Annotated in this window: 15 protein-coding genes; 10 read left to right on the top strand and 5 right to left on the bottom strand. The window is 71.1% G+C overall.

Going from position 1 to position 17,170, the window contains the following annotated elements:
• Window positions 1-79: 79 nt before the first annotated feature.
• The 3 genes from KME78_RS17050 to KME78_RS17060 form a co-directional block, all read right to left on the bottom strand.
• Complete coding sequence (locus KME78_RS17050) at window positions 80-2,587, bottom strand: DEAD/DEAH box helicase (RefSeq protein WP_219529995.1); 2,508 nt, start codon at window positions 2,585-2,587, stop codon at window positions 80-82.
• A gap of 73 nt (window positions 2,588-2,660) precedes the next feature.
• The gene (locus KME78_RS17055; RefSeq protein WP_219529911.1) at window positions 2,661-3,158 is read right to left on the bottom strand and encodes a GNAT family N-acetyltransferase; all 498 of its coding nucleotides are present in this window, start codon (window positions 3,156-3,158) and stop codon (window positions 2,661-2,663) included.
• 48 nt (window positions 3,159-3,206) lie between these two features.
• Entirely contained in the window at window positions 3,207-4,490 is a 1,284-nt protein-coding gene (locus KME78_RS17060; protein ID WP_219529913.1) for an acyltransferase family protein, read from the bottom strand.
• A 196-nt stretch (window positions 4,491-4,686) separates the two neighbouring features.
• Here KME78_RS17060 and KME78_RS17065 point away from each other — a divergent pair, with 196 nt between their 5' ends.
• On the top strand, window positions 4,687-5,922 hold the full coding sequence (locus tag KME78_RS17065; RefSeq protein ID WP_246651168.1) for a sensor histidine kinase: 1,236 nt from the start codon (window positions 4,687-4,689) through the stop codon (window positions 5,920-5,922).
• A complete protein-coding gene (locus tag KME78_RS17070; RefSeq protein ID WP_219529917.1) occupies window positions 5,913-6,560 on the top strand; it encodes a response regulator transcription factor in 648 nt (215 codons plus the stop codon). The genes KME78_RS17065 and KME78_RS17070 overlap by 10 nt, the downstream gene beginning before the upstream one ends.
• Before the next feature lie 63 nt (window positions 6,561-6,623).
• Here the strand turns inward: KME78_RS17070 and mihF are convergent, their stop codons facing one another.
• Together mihF and KME78_RS17080 are read right to left on the bottom strand one after the other, a co-directional pair.
• Window positions 6,624-6,929 (bottom strand): integration host factor, actinobacterial type, encoded by a 306-nt coding sequence (gene mihF, locus KME78_RS17075; protein WP_184962109.1) that lies wholly within the window; start codon window positions 6,927-6,929, stop codon window positions 6,624-6,626.
• Window positions 6,930-7,498: 569 nt separating this feature from the next.
• On the bottom strand, window positions 7,499-8,794 hold the full coding sequence (locus KME78_RS17080; protein ID WP_219529919.1) for an ROK family protein: 1,296 nt from the start codon (window positions 8,792-8,794) through the stop codon (window positions 7,499-7,501).
• A 41-nt stretch (window positions 8,795-8,835) separates the two neighbouring features.
• Here KME78_RS17080 and KME78_RS17085 point away from each other — a divergent pair, with 41 nt between their 5' ends.
• From KME78_RS17085 to KME78_RS17120, 8 genes are all read left to right on the top strand, one after another.
• On the top strand, window positions 8,836-10,041 hold the full coding sequence (locus tag KME78_RS17085) for an MFS transporter (protein ID WP_308126988.1): 1,206 nt from the start codon (window positions 8,836-8,838) through the stop codon (window positions 10,039-10,041).
• 205 nt (window positions 10,042-10,246) lie between these two features.
• The gene (locus KME78_RS17090) at window positions 10,247-11,275 is read left to right on the top strand and encodes a LacI family DNA-binding transcriptional regulator (RefSeq protein WP_219529921.1); all 1,029 of its coding nucleotides are present in this window, start codon (window positions 10,247-10,249) and stop codon (window positions 11,273-11,275) included.
• On the top strand, window positions 11,272-12,186 hold the full coding sequence (locus KME78_RS17095; RefSeq protein WP_219529923.1) for a carbohydrate ABC transporter permease: 915 nt from the start codon (window positions 11,272-11,274) through the stop codon (window positions 12,184-12,186). Before KME78_RS17090 ends, KME78_RS17095 begins: the two co-directional genes overlap by 4 nt.
• A complete protein-coding gene (locus KME78_RS17100; RefSeq protein WP_214638808.1) occupies window positions 12,183-13,001 on the top strand; it encodes a carbohydrate ABC transporter permease in 819 nt (272 codons plus the stop codon). The genes KME78_RS17095 and KME78_RS17100 overlap by 4 nt, the downstream gene beginning before the upstream one ends.
• A 9-nt stretch (window positions 13,002-13,010) precedes the next feature.
• Complete coding sequence (locus tag KME78_RS17105) at window positions 13,011-14,324, top strand: ABC transporter substrate-binding protein (RefSeq protein ID WP_219529925.1); 1,314 nt, start codon at window positions 13,011-13,013, stop codon at window positions 14,322-14,324.
• Window positions 14,321-15,373 (top strand): ADP-ribosylglycohydrolase family protein, encoded by a 1,053-nt coding sequence (locus KME78_RS17110; RefSeq protein WP_219529927.1) that lies wholly within the window; start codon window positions 14,321-14,323, stop codon window positions 15,371-15,373. Before KME78_RS17105 ends, KME78_RS17110 begins: the two co-directional genes overlap by 4 nt.
• Window positions 15,374-15,379: 6 nt before the next feature.
• Window positions 15,380-16,348 (top strand): ADP-ribosylglycohydrolase family protein, encoded by a 969-nt coding sequence (locus tag KME78_RS17115; RefSeq protein WP_219529929.1) that lies wholly within the window; start codon window positions 15,380-15,382, stop codon window positions 16,346-16,348.
• Window positions 16,345-17,170, top strand: an 826-nt coding sequence (locus KME78_RS17120; protein ID WP_246651169.1) for an ADP-ribosylglycohydrolase family protein, incomplete at its 3' end; no start/stop codon positions are given. The genes KME78_RS17115 and KME78_RS17120, both read left to right, overlap by 4 nt.

The following is a 17,170-nucleotide window of genomic DNA, read 5'->3' on the forward strand; positions in this document are numbered from 1 at the left end:
GCCGGAGACTTAGATGACAGGCGTGTGCCGGGGCGCCCTTGCCAGTCCGCTCCGGCACACGGCTTATCCCGTTGTCCCGTCAGAGCCTGTTGAGGCCCTGCACGTGCACCACCGCGCGGCCCTCCTCGTCGGAGCCGGCCAGGTCGATCTGCGCGTCGATGCCCCAGTCGCCGTCACCGGCCGGGTCCTTGATGGTCTGACGCACCTTCCACAGCCCGTCCTCCTCCTCGATGCGCAGCAGCGCGGGACCCCGCGCGTCGGCGTCGGTGAAGATCTCCTCGTGGTCGGCGTAGTAGGCGTCGAGCGCCGCGCCCCAGTCGACGTCGGGCGCCAGCTCCGCCAGCTCGTCCTCCTTCTCGATGGCGCAGAGCTCGACCAGGCGGAACATCGCGTTGCGCACCAGCACTCGGAAGGCCCGCGTGTTGGCGGTGACCGGACGGACCTTGGCCTCCAGCTGGTCCTTGCGCTCCAGCGCCTCCTCGGGGTTGGCCAGCTTCTCCCACTCGTCGATGAGCGAGGAGTCGACCTGCCTGACCAGCTCGCCCAGCCACTCGATCAGGTCGATGAGGTCCTCGGTCTTGAGGTGCTCGGGGACCGTGCGGGCCAGCGTCCGGTAGGCGTCGGCCAGGTAGCGCAGCACCGTGCCCTCCGACCTGGCCAGCTCGTAGAACTGGATGTAGTCGGCGAACGTCATCGCCCGCTCGTACATGTCGCGCACCACGCTCTTGGGGCTGACCGTGTAGTCGCCCACCCACGGATGCCCACGCCGATAGGTCTCGTACGCCCCGAGCAGCAGGTCTTCGAGCGGCATCGGGTACATGACCTCGGCGAGCTGCTCCATCCGCTCCTCGTACTCGATGCCGTCGGCCTTCATCTGCGCGACCGCCTCGCCCCTGGCCTTCTTCAGCTGGGCCGACAGGATCTGGCGCGGGTCGTCGAGGATGGACTCCACGATCGACACCGTGTCGAGGGCGTAGCTCGGCGACTCGTGGTCGAGCAGGTCGAAGGCGGCCAGCGCGTACGTGGACAGCGCCTGGTTGAGCGCGAAGTCCTCCTGCAGGTCGATCGTCAGCCTGGCCCGCCGGCCCTGCTCGTCGGCCTCCGTGAGCTGCTCGACGATGCCGCCCGCGAGCAGCGACCGGTAGATGGCGATGGCCTGGCTGATGTGCCGGCGCTGCCACTTGCGGTCCTCGTGGTTGTCGGTGAGCAGGTGCTTCATCGCCTGGAAGCAGTCGCCGGGCCGGTTGATGACCGCGAGCAGCATGGCGTTGGAGACCTTGAACCGGGAGTTGAGCGGCTCGGGCTCGGCGGTCTGCAGCTTCTCGAAGGTCTCCTCGCTCCAGCCGACGAACCCCTCCGGCGGCTTCTTGCGGGCGTAGCCGCGCCGCCGCTTCGGGTCGTCGCCGATCTTCGCCAGCGCCTTGGCGTTCTCGATGTCGTGCTCGGGCGCCTGGCAGGCGACGTAGCCGATGGTGTCGAAGCCCGCCCGGCCGGCCCGCCCGGCGATCTGGTGGAACTCGCGGGCGCGCAGGCGGCGCACCTTGTTGCCGTCGTACTTCGACAGCGCGGTGAACAGCACGGTCCGGATCGGCACGTTGACGCCGACGCCGAGAGTGTCGGTGCCGCAGATGACCTTCAGCAGCCCGGCCTGGGCCAGCCGCTCCACCAGCCGCCGGTATTTGGGCAGCATCCCGGCGTGGTGGACGCCGATGCCGTGCCGGACGAGCCGGGACAGCGCCCGGCCGAACCGGGTGGTGAAGCGGAAGCCGCCGATCAGCGTGGCGATGGCCTCCTTCTCGGCCTTCGTCGCCATATTGATGGACATCAGGGACTGCGCCCGCTCCATGGCGGCGGCCTGGGTGAAGTGCACGACGTAGACCGGGGCCTGCCCGGTGCGGAGCATCTCCTCCAGCGTCTCGTGCAGGGGCGTCATCCGGTAGGAGTAGATCAGCGGCACCGGCCGCTCGGCGTGCTTGACGACCGCGGTGGGCCGCCCGGTGCGCCGGGTCAGGTCGCGCTCGAACATCGAGACGTCGCCGAGCGTCGCCGACATCAGCACGAACTGCACGTTCGGCAGCTCCAGCAGCGGCACCTGCCAGGCCCAGCCCCGGTCGGGCTCGGCGTAGAAGTGGAACTCGTCCATGACCACCTGGCCGATGTCGGCCGCCGCGCCGTCGCGCAGCGCCACGTTGGCCAGGATCTCGGCGGTGCAGCAGATGATCGGGGCGCCCGGGTTGACGCTGGCGTCGCCGGTCATCATGCCGACGTTCTCGGTGCCGAAGACGGAGACCAGGTCGAAGAACTTCTCCGACACCAGCGCCTTGATCGGCGCGGTGTAGAAGGTGCGGACGTCCCTGGTCAGCGCGGCGAAGTGGGCACCCGCCGCGACCAGGCTCTTGCCGGAGCCCGTCGGGGTGGCCAGGATCACGTTGCTCCCGGAGACGACCTCGATGAGCGCCTCCTCCTGGGCGGGATAGAGTGTGAGCCCCCGTTCGGAGTTCCAGGTAACGAACGCGTCGAAAATGGCGTCCGGGGCGGCGTCGATCTCTTCCGGCAGGCGGTCAACGAGGAGGCTCACGCCCTCTATCCTGCCGAAGTTTGCCGGATGGTCGAACCCAACCCGGTCTCATAGCGCCCGATGAGCGTCCGATTTCGCCGTGCTAGGCGAGTTCGAGCTGGTAGAGGATGGTGTCGATCCACCGCCCGTGCTTGAACCCGACCGCCGTCAATCGGCCCGCCTCCGCGAACCCGAACGCGGCGTGCAGCTTCAGCGACGCCGGATCGCCGCTCTCGGCGATCACCGCGATCATCTGCCGGGCGCCGCTCTCGGTGGCGCGGGAGATCAGCTCGCCGAGCAACTGGCGGCCCAGTCCGCGCCCGCTCGCGCCGGGCGCGAGGTAGATCGTGTCCTCGACGGTGTGCCGGTAGGCGGGCTTGGGGCGGTAACGCGCGCAATAGGCGTATCCCAGCACCTGGTCGCCCTCCTTGGCCACCAGGAACGGCAGGCCCGCCTCGGCGATCGCCGCCGCCTTCAGCCGCCACGCCTCGGTGTCGAGGGGCGTCTCGTCGAAGGTGGCCACCGACTCCGTCACATAGTGCGCGTAGATCTCGGCGACACCGGGCAGGTCGGCCTCGGACAAAGGCTGGATGTGCGTCATGTGACCGCATTCTTCGAGGATTCGGATGACCACCGTGTTTCCGAATCCTCACACACGGGCTTTCGGGCCCGTAAGCAGCAGCCCGCCCAGGATCGCCAGAACCGCCAGGAACGGCGTGTTGCCGGGCGCGAACCCCGCCACGGTCAGCGCCAGCAGCCCGCCGCCGACCAGCGCCGCCGAGGTGAGCGTGCCACGCCACGTGGCCTCGCCGTACGGCAGCGCCGGCGGCTCCTCGAACCGGGAGAACACCTTCAGCAGCGGCCACATCACCAGGCAGAGCGCCCCGAACCAGATCGGCCACCCGGCGAACCAGCCCAGGCCGCCCGGCGCCGGAGTGTCCACGCCGAGGCCGACGACGACCACACCGGTGACCGCGAACAGCGCCGGCATGTGCCACAGGTAGACGGTCATGATGCGCGGCCCCGCCCAGGCGAGCAGCTTCTCGGTCCGCAGCCGCAGGATCCACGGCCGCAGCAGCGTGGCCAGCCCGATCTGGCCGACCGAGACGGCCAGCATGGCCAGGGTGGGCGGGGCCATGTTCGACACCTCGGCGCCGGGCAGGCCGATCATGCTGCCCGGGTACGGGCCGAACGCCACGAGCAGCGCCGCGGCCCCGAACCCGCCGAGCGCCATCAGCCCGGGGCGGGTCAGCCGTCCTTCGGCGTACCGGAAACCGAGCTGGTGCACCGCCAGCCAGACGAACACGATGTTGAGGTAGCCCAGCGCGTCCAGCCCGGTCGAGAACCGCACCACGTCCGTCAGCACCGCCCCGGCCCCCAGGACGACCGGGACGCGCAGGCCGTAGCTCTCGTGCAGCCGCATCATGTACGGCGTCGCCGTGACCGCGATCAGGTAGACGGCGAGGAACCACAGGAGCTGGCCGGTGAGCGTCGAGCCCACCTCCAGCGGTTGCGTGGGCACGCCCAGAGTGACCAGCAACTGGGGGAGCGGGATCCAGACCGCGGCCAGCGGCAGGATGGGCCAGGCCAGTCGGCGCAGCCGGGTGGCCAGCCACCGCGGCCCCCCGTGCGCCGCCCGGCCGAAGCTGATGGCGTTGGCGGCGCCGCCCGCGAAGAACACCAGCGGCATCACCTGGCTGACCCAGGTCACCACCCACACCCCCGGCGTCGACAGCGCGTTGCCGGTCGTCAGGCGGGCCCCGTCGAAGGTGAGCACCGGGATCGTCCAGTGCTGCAGCACCACCAGCGCCATGCCGAACACCCGCAGGATGTCGATGAACGGGTCCCTGACCGCCGCCCTCCGCACGGGGGCTGGGCGGACCGGTACAGCGGCCGCCGGCAGGGGCGCCGGGTGGTCGAGCAACGCGGTCATGGGGGGCCTCGATTCATCCGGAAGGTGAGGCCTCCAGGCTTCCGCGACGGCCGCTCCGGCACAGTGCCGTGAGCCGCCCTCTTCCGGTCAAGATCACACCACCACGGAAGGTAGGGCAGGCCCTACCGCCATATACCTGCGCACCGGGTCGATCCGGGCGTGCCGCCGTCGTACGGTGAACGCCATGCGCTCCCTCATGAGACGTGTCCTCCTGGACACCCGCTACACGCTGGTCGGCTTCCCCACGGCCGTCATCGCCTTCGTGCTGTTGATCGCGGGCATGGCCGCCGGTGTCGGCACGGCGGTCGTGTGGGTCGGTGTGCCGCTGCTCGCGGGGACGCTCATGATCGCCCGTGGATTCGCGGACGCGGAGCGCGGCTGGCTCTCCGACGTGCTCAAGCGCCCGCCGGTACGCCCCCGCTACAAGCCCGCGCCCGCCGGGGCCGGCCGGTTCCGCCGGCTGGTCAACCCGATGACCAGCGGGCAGTCATGGCTCGACCTGCTGCACGGGATACTCAACTTCCCGCTGGCCATCGTGTCGTTCGTGCTGACCGTGGTGTTCTGGGCGCTGCCGATCGCCGGTCTGACCTACCCCCTGTACGGCCTGATCACCTCGCACATCCCCGACAACGTCGAGCTGCCCGAGCTGCTCGGGATCGGGCGGGGCTACTGGGTGAACTCGATCTTCTACGTCGTTCTCGGCCTGATCTTCCTGCTCATCATGCCGATGATGACGCGGGCCGCCGCACTGCTGCGGTCCGGGCTCGGCCGGGCGCTGCTGACCGGCGTCGCCGAGTTGCAGGAGCGCATCGACGACCTGGCTGAGGGCCGGGCCGCGGCCGTCTCCGCCGAGGCCAACGCGCTGCGCAAGCTGGAGCGCGACATCCACGACGGCCCGCAGCAGCGCCTCGTCTCGCTGGCCATGGAGCTGTCCAGGGCGCAGCGGCAGATGAGCAAGGACCCTGAGGCCGCGCAGGCCACGATCAGCTCGGCGATCACCGCCACCCGCGAGACGCTCGACGAGCTGCGCGCCCTGTCACGCGGCATCGCGCCGCCGATCCTGTCCGACCGCGGCCTCGCCCCGGCGCTCGCCGCCCTCGCCGGGCGCTGCACCATCCCGGTCGACCTCGACGTGCAGACCGTCCAGCGTTACCAGGCCGCGGTCGAGAACGCCATCTACTTCGTCGTCGCCGAGACGCTCACGAACGTCGCCAAGCACAGCCGTGCCACCATCTGCACCATCCAGCTCATCCGCATCGGTGACATTCTCATGCTCACCATCGGGGATGATGGGGTCGGCGGCGCACACGTCGCCAAGGGACACGGTCTCGCCGGTCTGGCCGACCGGCTCCGCGCAGTCGACGGGGAGCTGGCCGTGCAGTCTCCGGACGGCGGGCCGACGGTGATCGTGGCGGAGGTGCCGTGCGCGTAGTCGTGGCCGATGACGCGGTATTGATCAGGGAGGGCCTGGTCAGGCTGCTCGAAGAATTCGGCTGCGAGGTGGTCGCGACCGTCGGTGACGGCGACGGGCTCGTCGCGGCGGTGGCCGAGCACCGGCCGGACGTGTCGGTGGTCGACGTGCGGATGCCGCCGTCGTTCACCGACGAGGGGCTCAGGGCCGCCGTGGAGGCGCGCCGCCGGGTCCCGGGGGCGCCGGTGCTCATCCTGTCGCAGTACGTCGAGGTCTCCTACGCCGACGACCTGCTCGCCGACGCCCGGGGCGCCGTGGGCTACCTGCTGAAGGACCGGGTCGTGGACGTGGACGAGTTCATGGAGGGCCTCCGGCGGGTCGCCGCCGGGGGGACCGTGTTCGATCCTCAGGTGGTGTCCCAGTTGATGGTGCGCAGGCGCAGGGACGACCCGTTGGCGCAGCTGACACCGCGCGAGCGGGAGGTGCTCGGGCTGATGGCCGAGGGGAAGTCCAATCCCGCCATCGGCAGGCTGTTGGTCATCAGCGACGGGGCCGTGGAGAAGCACATCAGGAGCATCTTCAGCAAGCTCGGGCTGTACGCCGACGACAGCGATCAGCATCGGCGGGTGCTGGCCGTACTCGCCTATCTTCGGTCCTGACTCGTTTTGTAGAAGCGCTGGCCGGTCCGCGCGGCGCCGCGCGCGGACCTGGCCGCCCGGTCGTCAGCCGAGCGCGTCGACCAGCTTCTTGCGCTGCTGGGCGCCCAGGCCGCCGAGACGGCGCTTCTCGTCGACGCCGGCCTCCTCCATGAGCGCGGTGGCCTTGGCCGGGCCGACGCCCTTGACCGCGCGCAGGGCCTGCGACACCTTGATCTTCTTGGCGATGTCGTCATCGCGCTCCAGCAGCTGCGCGAAGGACAGCTCACCGGCCTTGACCTTGGCCAGCAGAGCGGTGCGGGCCGCGCGTGCCTCCGCGGCCTTCTCCAGAGCCGCCTTGCGCTGCTCGGGGGTGAGAGTGGGAAGTGCCATCTCGGTTCTCCTCGGGGAATTTGGGATCGGGGATTCTGTAACCCGTAGTGCAGTGGCTAATCATGGCGGATACCAGCGGTTCGTGTTGTGGAAAGCGCCCGCTCAGCGTGTGTGCCACGTCGAAGCGGCCGTCTCTCGGCGCGCCACGTCCCGCGCGACCATGCCGCCGCCGGCCCCGGTGCCGCCGACCACGCGTTCCTCCACACGGTAGCCCGCTCCGGGGGAGAAGCCACCTCAGAGGGACCCGAAATGGCCTCCCACCAGGTCGTACGGCTCCCCGCCTGTCGCCGCCTGATCGGCCGGGGCCGCCGGGCCTCCTCCGTAAGATCACGAATGACTTGGGTGATTTGCTCCCTTGCGCGTGGTATCCGTCACATTCGGCGTTCGGGCGTGTCGTGGGCGGCGAAAGCGGGCCGGCGACGCTCCGGCGAGGCGGGGCTGCGGGACGTTCACCAGCACCTCGACGTACGATGACGACATGGGGGTGTCCTTAAAACGGGAGGTCAGGATGCTTAACCGAGCCTTCCCCTGCCTCACGGACCCGCGGCCGAACCCGCCGGCCGGGTCGCTCACGGCTGCCTTAGGCGGTCCTGGCGGGGTGTCCAGCCGCCGCCGTGCCAGGATTCGACGCCGGGGACGGTGAGGAACATGTCGAACACCGACTCCATGGCGCCGACCAGCGGACCGTGCCAGCCCAGGGCCGAGGGCGCTATCACAGGCGGCCGCTCGCCGCGGATCGTCATCAGACCGCTGCCGAACGACTCCATCAAGGTGGGGAGCGCCCGGTCGTACAGATCGACGCCCAGCCCGGACAGGGTCACCACCGCCGGATCATGCGCGTTGACCAGCGCCGCCAGCCCGCGGCCGAGCGCTCGCGCGTTCGTCGCGACCGCACGCAGCGCCGCCCCACCATCCGGCCGTCCGTCCGAGACCGAGGTCTGGCCGTTCTTCGAGCCGCCGCTCGTCGCGTCGCTCGTCCCGGCGCCTGAATCGGCTGCGGCGAGGATGCGGCGGGCGTCGTCGCGGCCCTGGCCGCCGCCGTACGCCAAGCCCATGTGGCGCAGGAGCGCGTTCGCGCCGACCTCCAGCCCCCAGCAGCCGTGCGCGCCGCACATGCACGGCGCGTCGCCGCCCGTGAGCGGCATGTGGCCGAACTCGGCGCCCATCCCGCCGGCCCCCTCCAGCGGGCGGCCGTCCACCACGAGCACGCCGCCCAGGTCGAAGTCCACATGGATGTGCAGCCCCACCCCGATCCCGCGCAAGCGTCCCCGCCGCGCCTCGGCCAGGGCCGCGAAGGCCGTGTCGTTCCCCACCCGCGGCCCGCCGCCCGGGACCGCGGCGCCGAGTCCGAGCAGCGCGGGTACGTCCACCGAGCGCCAGCGCAGGTGCGCCACGTCCACCAGGCCGCCGTCGCGCACCGGCCCCGCCACGGCCACGCCCACTCCGATCACCCGGGACCCGAGCCGCCCAAGCTGCCCGCGCAGCACGTCACCCAGCGGCCCGAGGGCCCCCTCCGGCGTGCCGTCGTGCTGCCGTACGTCCAGCACCGTGGCCCGGCCGCCCAGCTCGCACGCCGCGACCTCCCACGAGTCCTCCCGGACGTCCACGGCCAGCGCCAACGGCCCTTCGGGATGCGGGCCGGGCACCTGCGTGGGCCGTCCCCTGCCGTGCTCCGCCGACGGCTCCTCGTGCAGCAGCCGGTCGTCGACCAGGCCGCTGACCAGTACCGACGCCGTGCCTCGGGCCAACGCCAGGTCCTGGGTCAGCTTCGATCGGGTGCGAGTGGCGCCGCAGTCGTGGACCGCCCGTAGCAGCCGCACCCGGTTGTACGCCCGCAGACCGGCAGTGGTCGTCGCACCGTTCATCACCATTGTGTGCGCCTCATCCGGGTTATTATGCTCTAGTCGTGAACAAAAGAGACGCCAAGCGCGCCCGTATCGCAGTCTTCTCCTTTTTCTTCCTCAGCGGGTTGGTGATGGGCCTGTGGGCGGCGGGGTTGCCGTCGCTCAACGACCGCCTGGAGCTCGGCCCGGCCAGGCTCGGCAGCGTCCTGCTGCTGGTGTCGTGCGGCGCGCTGGTGTCGATGCTGGTGGCGGGGCCGCTCGTGGACAGGTGGTCGAGCCGGGTCGTCTGCTGGTTCGGCGGCCCGCTCTCGGCGGCCGTCCTGCTCGGGCCCGCCCTGGCCCCCTCCTACCTGACGCTGGTCGTCCTGGCCGTGGTGTTCGGGATCGGCCTGGGGGTGACCGAGGTGGCCATGAACGCCCACTCGGTCGAGGTCGAACGCGTCTACGGCCGGCCGATCATCTCGGCGTTCCACGGCACGTGGAGCCTGGGCGGCGCCGCCGGCGGCGCGCTGACCGCCGGGGCGCTGAAGGCCGGGCTGGACCCGCAGGCGCTGCTGGTGGGGGCGGCGATCGTGGTGCCGTTCCTGTACGTGCCGGCGGCCCGGCTGCTGCTGCCTGACCCGCCCCAGCACGCCGCCGGGGATGAGGCCGCGCCTTCGAGCAGCCCGCTGCGCTGGGGGCTGGTCGCGCTGCTCGCCGTCGCCGCGTTCGCCGGGCATCTGAGTGAGGGAGCGGCCATCGACTGGGCCGCCCTGCACGCCCGCTGGGTGCTGCACACCGACCCGGCCGCCGCGCCGCTCGCCTACACGATCTTCTCGGTGGCCATGACGTCCGTGCGGCTGCTGGGCGATCCGATCCGGGCCCGTCTCGGCTCGGTGCGCACGATCCAGCTCGCCGGCCTGGTCGCCACCTTCGGGTACGCGCTCGTCCTCGTCGCGCCGCTCACCGGTGACGGGCTCCAGGTGGTGTGCGCGTGGACCGGCTGGGCGCTCGCGGGCGTCGGGCTGGCCACCGTCGTTCCGGTGATCTTCAGCGCGGTGGGCGCGGCGGGCAGCCGGGTCGGCCGCGCGCTGGCCCTGGTCACGGCGTTCGGCTACAGCGGGCTGCTGGTGGGGCCCGCGCTGCTCGGCTTCCTCGCGCAGACCTGGTCGCTGCGGGTCGCGCTGATCCTCCCGGCCCTGCTGGCCGCCGCCGTCGCCCTCGCGGGCACCCCCGCCATCCGCGCCCTGACCCGCACCCCCGTCCCCGTCCCGGCGGACTCACACTGACCCGACCCGATCTGACACGGCGGGCGGGGGCATGACCCCGCCCGTCCGCTGGTCCTGCGGGCAGGCTGGGGCGCCCATAGGGGCGTGACCTGGTGTTATGTGATCGTGACTTGACCCCGTCCGTTACGTGCATGTTTCATGTGCCACACGCCGTAAACGTTTACAGAAATTTACGGATTTATCGGACGCGCGTGGAAGGAGAGCCTTGGCCGACGGACCCACGATCACCACGATCGCCGAGCGAGCGGGCGTCTCCATCGCCTCGGTCTCGCGGGTGCTGAACGGCCTGCCGACCCGGCAGGAGACCGTGCGCAAGGTGATGGCCGCCGCCGACGAGCTCGGCTATGTGCGCAACGCCGTGGCCAGATCGCTCAAGTCACGCCGCACCCACCAGGTCGCGTTCGCCATGGCCGACATCGGCAACCCCGCCTACCTGGCCATGCTGCGGGAGATCCAGCCCGTGCTCAAGGCGGCGGGTTACCGGCTGGTGCTGCACTCCACCGATGCCGTCGCCGCCGACGAGATCGACGTGCTGCACAGCCTCGGCGAGCGCTATGTCGACGGGCTGATCATGAGCCCGCTGCGCGTCACCGAGGCGCATCTGCGGATGCTCGCCGCCGCCCGGGCGCCCGTCGTGATCATCGGCTCGGTGCCCGAGGGGACGCGGGTCGACAACGTACGCGCGGACTCGCGCACCGGTGTCCGCCTCGCCATCGACCATCTGTACGCGCTCGGCCGCCGCCGGATCGGGATGGTCAACGGCCCGCTCGACACCGTGCCGGGAGCCGCCCGCGGCGCCGCCTACCGGGAGGCGCTGGAGGCGGTCGGCCTGCCGTACGACGAGCGCATGGTGGAGATCGGCGACTTCTACCGCGAGGAGGGCCGGCGCGCGGTGGCGGCGCTGCTGCGGCGGGTGCCCGACATCGACGCGCTGATGTGCGCCAACGACCTGATCGCCCTGGGCGCGCTCGACGTGCTGCGCGCGGCGGGCAAGCGGGTGCCGCAGGACGTGGCGGTGGTCGGCATGGACGACACCGACCTGGCCGCCGCCTCCTGGCCGTCGCTCACCAGCGTCTCGCTGGGCTCCGCCGAACGCGGCAAGGCCGCCGCCGAACTGCTGCTCGACCGGCTGCGAAACGGCGACCGCGAGCCCCGCCTGGTCACCGTCCTGCCCCGCCTGGTGGTCCGCGCGTCCACCGCGGGCGAGGCGTCCGAAGGAGGAAGGTCTTCATGACGACGGCGACCGTGACCAGGCCCGCTCAGGCGCCGCGGCGCAGGCGGCGCAAGGGCGGCTCGCGGCAGAACCGCGAGATGTGGGTGCTCATGCTGCCCGCGCTGGTGCCGGTCCTGCTGTTCAGTGTGGGCCCGCTGCTGTACGGCATCGGCCTGGCGTTCACCGACGCCGAGTCGGGCCGCAACCACGTCACCAGCTTCGTCGGCCTGGAGAACTTCGGCACCCTGCTCGCCGACGAGGACTTCTGGACGTCGATCAGGATCGGCCTGATCTGGGCCGTGTCGGTGACCGTGCTGCAGTTTCTGGCCTCTTTGGGACTGGCGTTGCTGCTCAACCAGAAACTCTGGTTCAGGGGGCTGGCCCGGGTGCTGGCCGTGGTGCCGTGGGCGATGCCGCCCGTGGTCATCGGGCTGATGTGGCGGCTGGTCTACCACCCCGACGCCGGGATCGTGAACACCACGTTCGGCACCGACATCAACTGGCTCGCCGACTTCTCCTGGGCCCTGCCCGCCATCATCGTCATGGGCGTCTGGAGCGGCATGCCGCAGACCACGGTCGTGCTGCTGGCCGGCCTGCAGGGCATCCCCAGGGAGCTCTACGAGGCCGGCGAGGTCGACGGCGCGGGCGTCTGGCGGAAGTTCTGGAGCATCACGCTGCCGCAACTGCGGCCGGTCATCGTCACCATCACCTCGCTCGACTTCGTGTGGAACGTCAACCAGTTCACCCTCGTCTACGTGCTCACGCAGGGCGGTCCCGGAGGGCGGACGAGGCTGCCGATGCTGTTCGCCTACGAGGAGGCGTTCCGCTACGGCTTCTTCGGCTACGCGGCGACCATGGGCGTCACCATCGTGATCGTCGTCCTGGGCCTGCTCGGCTTCTATCTCTGGCGGCAGATGCGGGAGGCGTCATGAAGAAGATCCCGCAGTACGCGGCACTCCTGGCCTACATGGTCTTCCTGGCGTTCCCGCTGGTGTGGCTGCTGTCCACGGCGCTCAAGACGCCGCAGGAGATGGCCAACCTGCATCCGACGTGGATCCCGGACCGGCCGACGCTGGCCAACTTCACCGACGCCTTCGGCGAGCAGGACCTGGTCGGAGCGGGACTGCGCAGCCTGATCGTGGCCCTGTCCAGCTCCGTGCTGACGGTCGCCGTCTCCCTGCCCGCCTCCTACGCGCTGGCCCGCTACCAGGGCGTGCTCAAGCGGGTGGCGCTCGGCTGGGTGCTGGTCAGCCAGGTGTTCCCGTTCATCCTGATCATCATCCCGCTGTTCATGGTGCTCAAGCAGCTCGACCTGGTGAACACCCTGTTCGGCCTGGTGGTCGTGCACGTGACGTTCACGCTGCCGTTCGCACTGTGGATGCTCCAGGGGTACGTGCGCTCCGTGCCGCGCGAGCTGGAGGAGGCCGCGGCCATGGACGGCGCGACCCGGGTCCGCTCGATCATCAGCATCGTCGCTCCGCTGCTCGCGCCGGGTGTGGTGGCGACGCTGCTCTTCTCGTTCATCTCCTCATGGAACGAGTTCCTGTTCGCGCTCGTGGTCCTCAAGGACCCCGATGTGATGACGCTGCCGCTGACGCTGGTGCGGTTCACCGGCCCTGAGGGAGTGTCCAGGCTCGGCCCGCTGGCCGCGGCGTCGCTCATGGCGACGATCCCGAGCCTGATCTTTTTCGCAATCATCCAGCGACGGCTGAGGTCCGGCCTGATGGCCGGCGCTGTGAAGGGCTAGGAGGCTCTTATGCGTATCAAATCCGCGTTGGCGGCGGCGGCGATCGTCGCCTTGGCCGCCGGGTGCGGTGGGGGCGGTGGCGGCGCGAGCTCCGGCGAGTCCGCCAAGCCCGGGGAGCCGGTCAAGCTCAACTTCCTCAGCCTCGCCTGGCAGAAGGAGTCGGTCGCGGCCAACAAGCAGCTCGTCGACGAGTGGAACAAGGCCAACCCCACCATCCAGGTCACCTACGTCCAGGGCAGCTGGGACAACGTCAACGACCAGCTCGTCACCTCCTTCGAGGGCGGCGACCCGCCGGACGTCATCCACGACGACTCCCCGGCCCTGTCGGGCTTCGCCTCCAAGGGCTACCTGCTCGACCTCAAGGACAAGGTGCCCGCCGACCTCAAGAGCGACATCCCGCAGCCCGCCTGGGACACCGTCACCTTCGACGACGGCAAGGGCAACCAGGGCGTGTACGGCGTGCCGTTCCTGCAGGAGTCGCAGGTCATCATCGCCAACAAGAAGCTGCTCGACGCCGCCAAGGTGCGCGTCCCCACCTCCGACAACCCGTGGACGTGGGACGAGTTCGCCGAGGTCAGCAAGAAGCTGACCAAGAGCGGCGCGTACGGCGTCGCCTGGCCGATGAAGTCGCCCGTCAACAAGACGCTCAACCTGGCGCTCAACTTCGGCGGCACCTTCTTCCAGACCGCCGACGGCAAGACCACGGTCAAGGTGGGCCCGGAGGAGAAGCAGGTCCTCCAGCGCATCCACGACCAGCTCTACAAGGACAAGTCCGCCGACACCTCGGCGCTCGGCATGGGCACCGCCGACCCGCTGCCCGGCTTCTTCGCCGGCAAGTACGCGATGCTGCCGGTCGGCGTCTACCTGCGCCAGCAGGTCGTCGAGCAGGCGCCCAAGGGCTTCGACTGGGTCACGCTCCCGCCGCTGAAGGGCACCACCAGCGAGCAGGGCGCGGTCTCGCAGACCCTGTCCGTGGCCGCCGACAGCAAGCACCCGGACGAGGCGCTGAAGTTCATCTCCTTCTTCCTGAACGGCGCCAACCAGGCCAAGCTCGCCAAGGGCGACTGGCTGCTGCCCACCTCCACCAAGGCCGCCGCCGACCCGGCGATGACCACCACGGAGAACGGCTGGGACGTGGCCACCGCCTCCGGCAAGAACCTCGTCGTGGCGCCGTTCCTCAAGGTCAACGGGTTCGACGAGTGGAAGAGCAAGGTCGCGACGCCGGTCCTGCAGCAGTACTACGGCAACAAGATCTCGATCGACGAGGCGGCGGCCAAGCTGGTGGCCGACGGCAACAAGGTGCTGGAGCGGTACCAGCGGTGACGTATCGGGACAAAGCCCGGGGGTGTCTGCTCGGCCTCGCGGCCGGCGACGCCCTCGGGGCGCCCGCGGAGAACCTCACGCCGGCGGAGATCCGCCGGCGGTGGGGCCGGCTCACCGAGATCGAGGGCGGCGGGACGGACGACACCGAGTACGCCATCTTCGCCTCCTCGCTGCTGGTCCGGCACGGGCACGCGTTGACCTCGGCCGACGTGGCCCACGCCTACCGGACGGAGATCATCCCCCTGGTGACGGGGCCGATGCGCGGCGCCGGGTTCTCCGAGCTCGGCACCGTCGAGGCGCTCAGGCGTGGGCTGGAGCCGCCGCTGACCGGGCTCGCGCACCAGCACGGCTGGTCCGACGGGCTGGCCATGCGGGCGGCGCCGTACGGCGTGTTCTGCCCCGGCGACCCGGCGGAGGCCGCCCGGCTCGTCGAGCAGGACGGGCGGGTCAGCCAGTCGGGCGAGGGCGTGCTGGGCGGGCGGGCCGTCGCCGGTGCGGTGGCCGCCGCGATGACCGGCGCCGCGCCGGGGGAGGTGGTGGCCGCCGCGCTGTCGGTGATACCCGCGGACTCCTGGACGGCCCGCGACATCGTACGAGCGCGCGACGTGGTGAGTGCCCACGACAACGGGTCAGGCCGCGACGTGGTGCGAGGCCGTGACAGCGTGCCGGGCCGTGACAGCGTGCCGGGCGGCCACGCGGCCGCCTCAGGTGACGACGAGGCGCAGGTCGTCGAAGCGCTTCACCAGGCCGTGGTGGTCGAGCACTACCCCTGGACCGACGTGGCGCCTGAGGCCGTGGCGCTCGCCCTGGCCGCGTACCTGGCGGGCGGCGGCGACGTCGAGACCAGCGTCACGTTCGGGGTGAGCCTCGGCCGCGACGCCGACACCATCGGTGCCATCGCCGGCGCCATCGCGGGTGCCGGGCAGGGGCGGGACGGCGTCCCGGAACGCTGGGCGAGCAGGATAGGCCCGGTGACGGGTAAATGCCTGCCCGTCGTGGCGGGCAGGCACGTGCTGGACGTCGCCGACGAACTGGCGGAAGGACTGTAGGAACTCATGTCGGGGGACAGAATCGCGGGAGCCTTCGTCGGGCTCGCCGTGGGAGACGCCGTAGGCTGGCCCGCCGCCAGGCACCGGTCGGCCCTGCACGCGCCATGGAGCAGACGCCTGCTCCGCGAGCTCGACACGTTCGCGGAGGAGCACCGGGTCACCACGCTGCCGGTGCCGTTCGCGCTCAACCAGCCCGTGGCGCCGCTGGCCGTCGGCCCGTCCGACGACGCCGAGTGGCTCGCCTGGACGCTGCTCACCATCGACCGGCCGCGCGCCGAGGCGTTCGGCGACCTCACGAGCCGAGAGGACATCCGGGCGCGCATCTCGGTGGCCACCGCGCTCGGCAACCTGGCCAAGGGCGTCGCGCCCCCGGCCAGCGGCCACGACAACCCGCACCACTTCGACGACGCCGCCGCCGTCAGGGCCGTCGCCTTCGGCGCGCTCGGCCGGGATCCGACCGAGGACGCCCAGGTCACCAACGCCAACGACGGGCTGCTCGGGGCCCTGGCCATGGCGGCCGCGGTGGCCGAGGCGGTGGCGACGGGCTCGGCGGCCGCGGCGGCCGGGGCGGCGCTGGCCGTACTGCCGCCCGACACCGCCATCGGGCACAACGCCCGGCTGGCGCTGGACGTGGCGCGCACGGCGGGCGACCCGTTCGCCGCCGTGCCCGCGCTCGACGCCGCGCTGCTCGACCACGTCTACAGCTACGGGGTGGGCGCCGCGCAGACGGTGCCCGTGGCGCTGGCGCTGGCCGAGGTCGCGGGCGGCGCCCTGAGCGCGGCCGTACCGGCCGCCGCGTGCCTGGCCGCGCTGGCCGACTCCGCGCCCGCGCTCACCGGGGCGCTCACCGGGGCATGCGGCGGGCTCGACACGATTTCGGAGGGGTGGATCGCGTCGGCGCGCACACTGGCAGGGTGCTGTCTGCCGGAACTGGCAGGAAAAGATGTCATCGAACTTATGGAGGAACTCGTATGACGCCGCTTGAAGACAGGGCGACCGGCTGCGTGGCGGGGGCGGCTGTCGGTGACGCGCTGGGCGGCGCCACCGAGGGCTGGACTCCCGAACAGATCACCACCAGGTACGGCGGGCAGGTCGAGGGCATCGTGCCCCCGTACAACGAGGACTGGGCCAACGCCCGGCCCATCGCCCCGTACCACAAGGGCGACGGCCACATCACCGATGACACCTTGATGACGCACGCGCTCATCCGCGTCTACGAGAAGGCCGGAGGTCATCTCGGGGCGTACTCGATGGCCGAGTACTTCGTGCCCGAGCTGATGGGCGAGCGCCGGTGGATCCCCGAGCTGGAGGCTGAGGCGCTGCCGCTCCAGCGGATCTTCCTGGCCGAGAAGTGGATCGTCGCCCGGCTGCACTACGGCCACGTGGACCCCCGCGAGGCCGGGGTCGGCAACATCGTCAACTGCGGCGCGGCCATGTACGTGGCGCCCGTCGGCATCGTCAACGCCGCCGACCCCGACGCCGCCTACGCCGAGGCCATCGACCTGACCGGCGCCCACCAGTCGAGCTACGGCCGGGAGGCCGCCGGCGTCATGGCGGCGGCCGTCGCCGAGGCGATGCGGCCGGGCGCGAGCTTCGACTCCGTGGTGGCCACCTGCCTCAGGCTGGCCAAGGACGGCGTGTTCTCCTACGAGCTCGGCAAGATGAAGACTGTGCCGTTCCACAACGTCTGGGACTGGCACAAGAGCGTGGAGGCGCCCGACGAGCGGACGGTCCGCTTCACCTTCTCCAAGGCCAACTACCAGGAGTGGGACTTCAACCTCTACAACCGCGTCATCG

The organism is Nonomuraea guangzhouensis, assembly GCF_019396345.1.
Taxonomy (GTDB): Bacteria; Actinomycetota; Actinomycetes; order Streptosporangiales; family Streptosporangiaceae; genus Nonomuraea; species Nonomuraea guangzhouensis.

Bases quoted from the DNA above. Each gene is read 5' to 3' on its own strand.
- KME78_RS17115 (WP_219529929.1), top strand. From the start codon at position 15,380: ATGTCGGGGGACAGAATCGCGGGAGCCTTCGTCGGGCTCGCCGTGGGA.
- KME78_RS17100 (WP_214638808.1), top strand. From the start codon at position 12,183: ATGAAGAAGATCCCGCAGTACGCGGCACTCCTGGCCTACATGGTCTTC.
- mihF (WP_184962109.1), bottom strand. From the start codon at position 6,929: ATGGCACTTCCCACTCTCACCCCCGAGCAGCGCAAGGCGGCTCTGGAG.
- KME78_RS17060 (WP_219529913.1), bottom strand. From the start codon at position 4,490: ATGACCGCGTTGCTCGACCACCCGGCGCCCCTGCCGGCGGCCGCTGTA.
- KME78_RS17105 (WP_219529925.1), top strand. From the start codon at position 13,011: ATGCGTATCAAATCCGCGTTGGCGGCGGCGGCGATCGTCGCCTTGGCC.
- KME78_RS17065 (WP_246651168.1), top strand. From the start codon at position 4,687: ATGAGACGTGTCCTCCTGGACACCCGCTACACGCTGGTCGGCTTCCCC.
- KME78_RS17095 (WP_219529923.1), top strand. From the start codon at position 11,272: ATGACGACGGCGACCGTGACCAGGCCCGCTCAGGCGCCGCGGCGCAGG.
- KME78_RS17055 (WP_219529911.1), bottom strand. From the start codon at position 3,158: ATGACGCACATCCAGCCTTTGTCCGAGGCCGACCTGCCCGGTGTCGCC.
- KME78_RS17080 (WP_219529919.1), bottom strand. From the start codon at position 8,794: ATGAACGGTGCGACGACCACTGCCGGTCTGCGGGCGTACAACCGGGTG.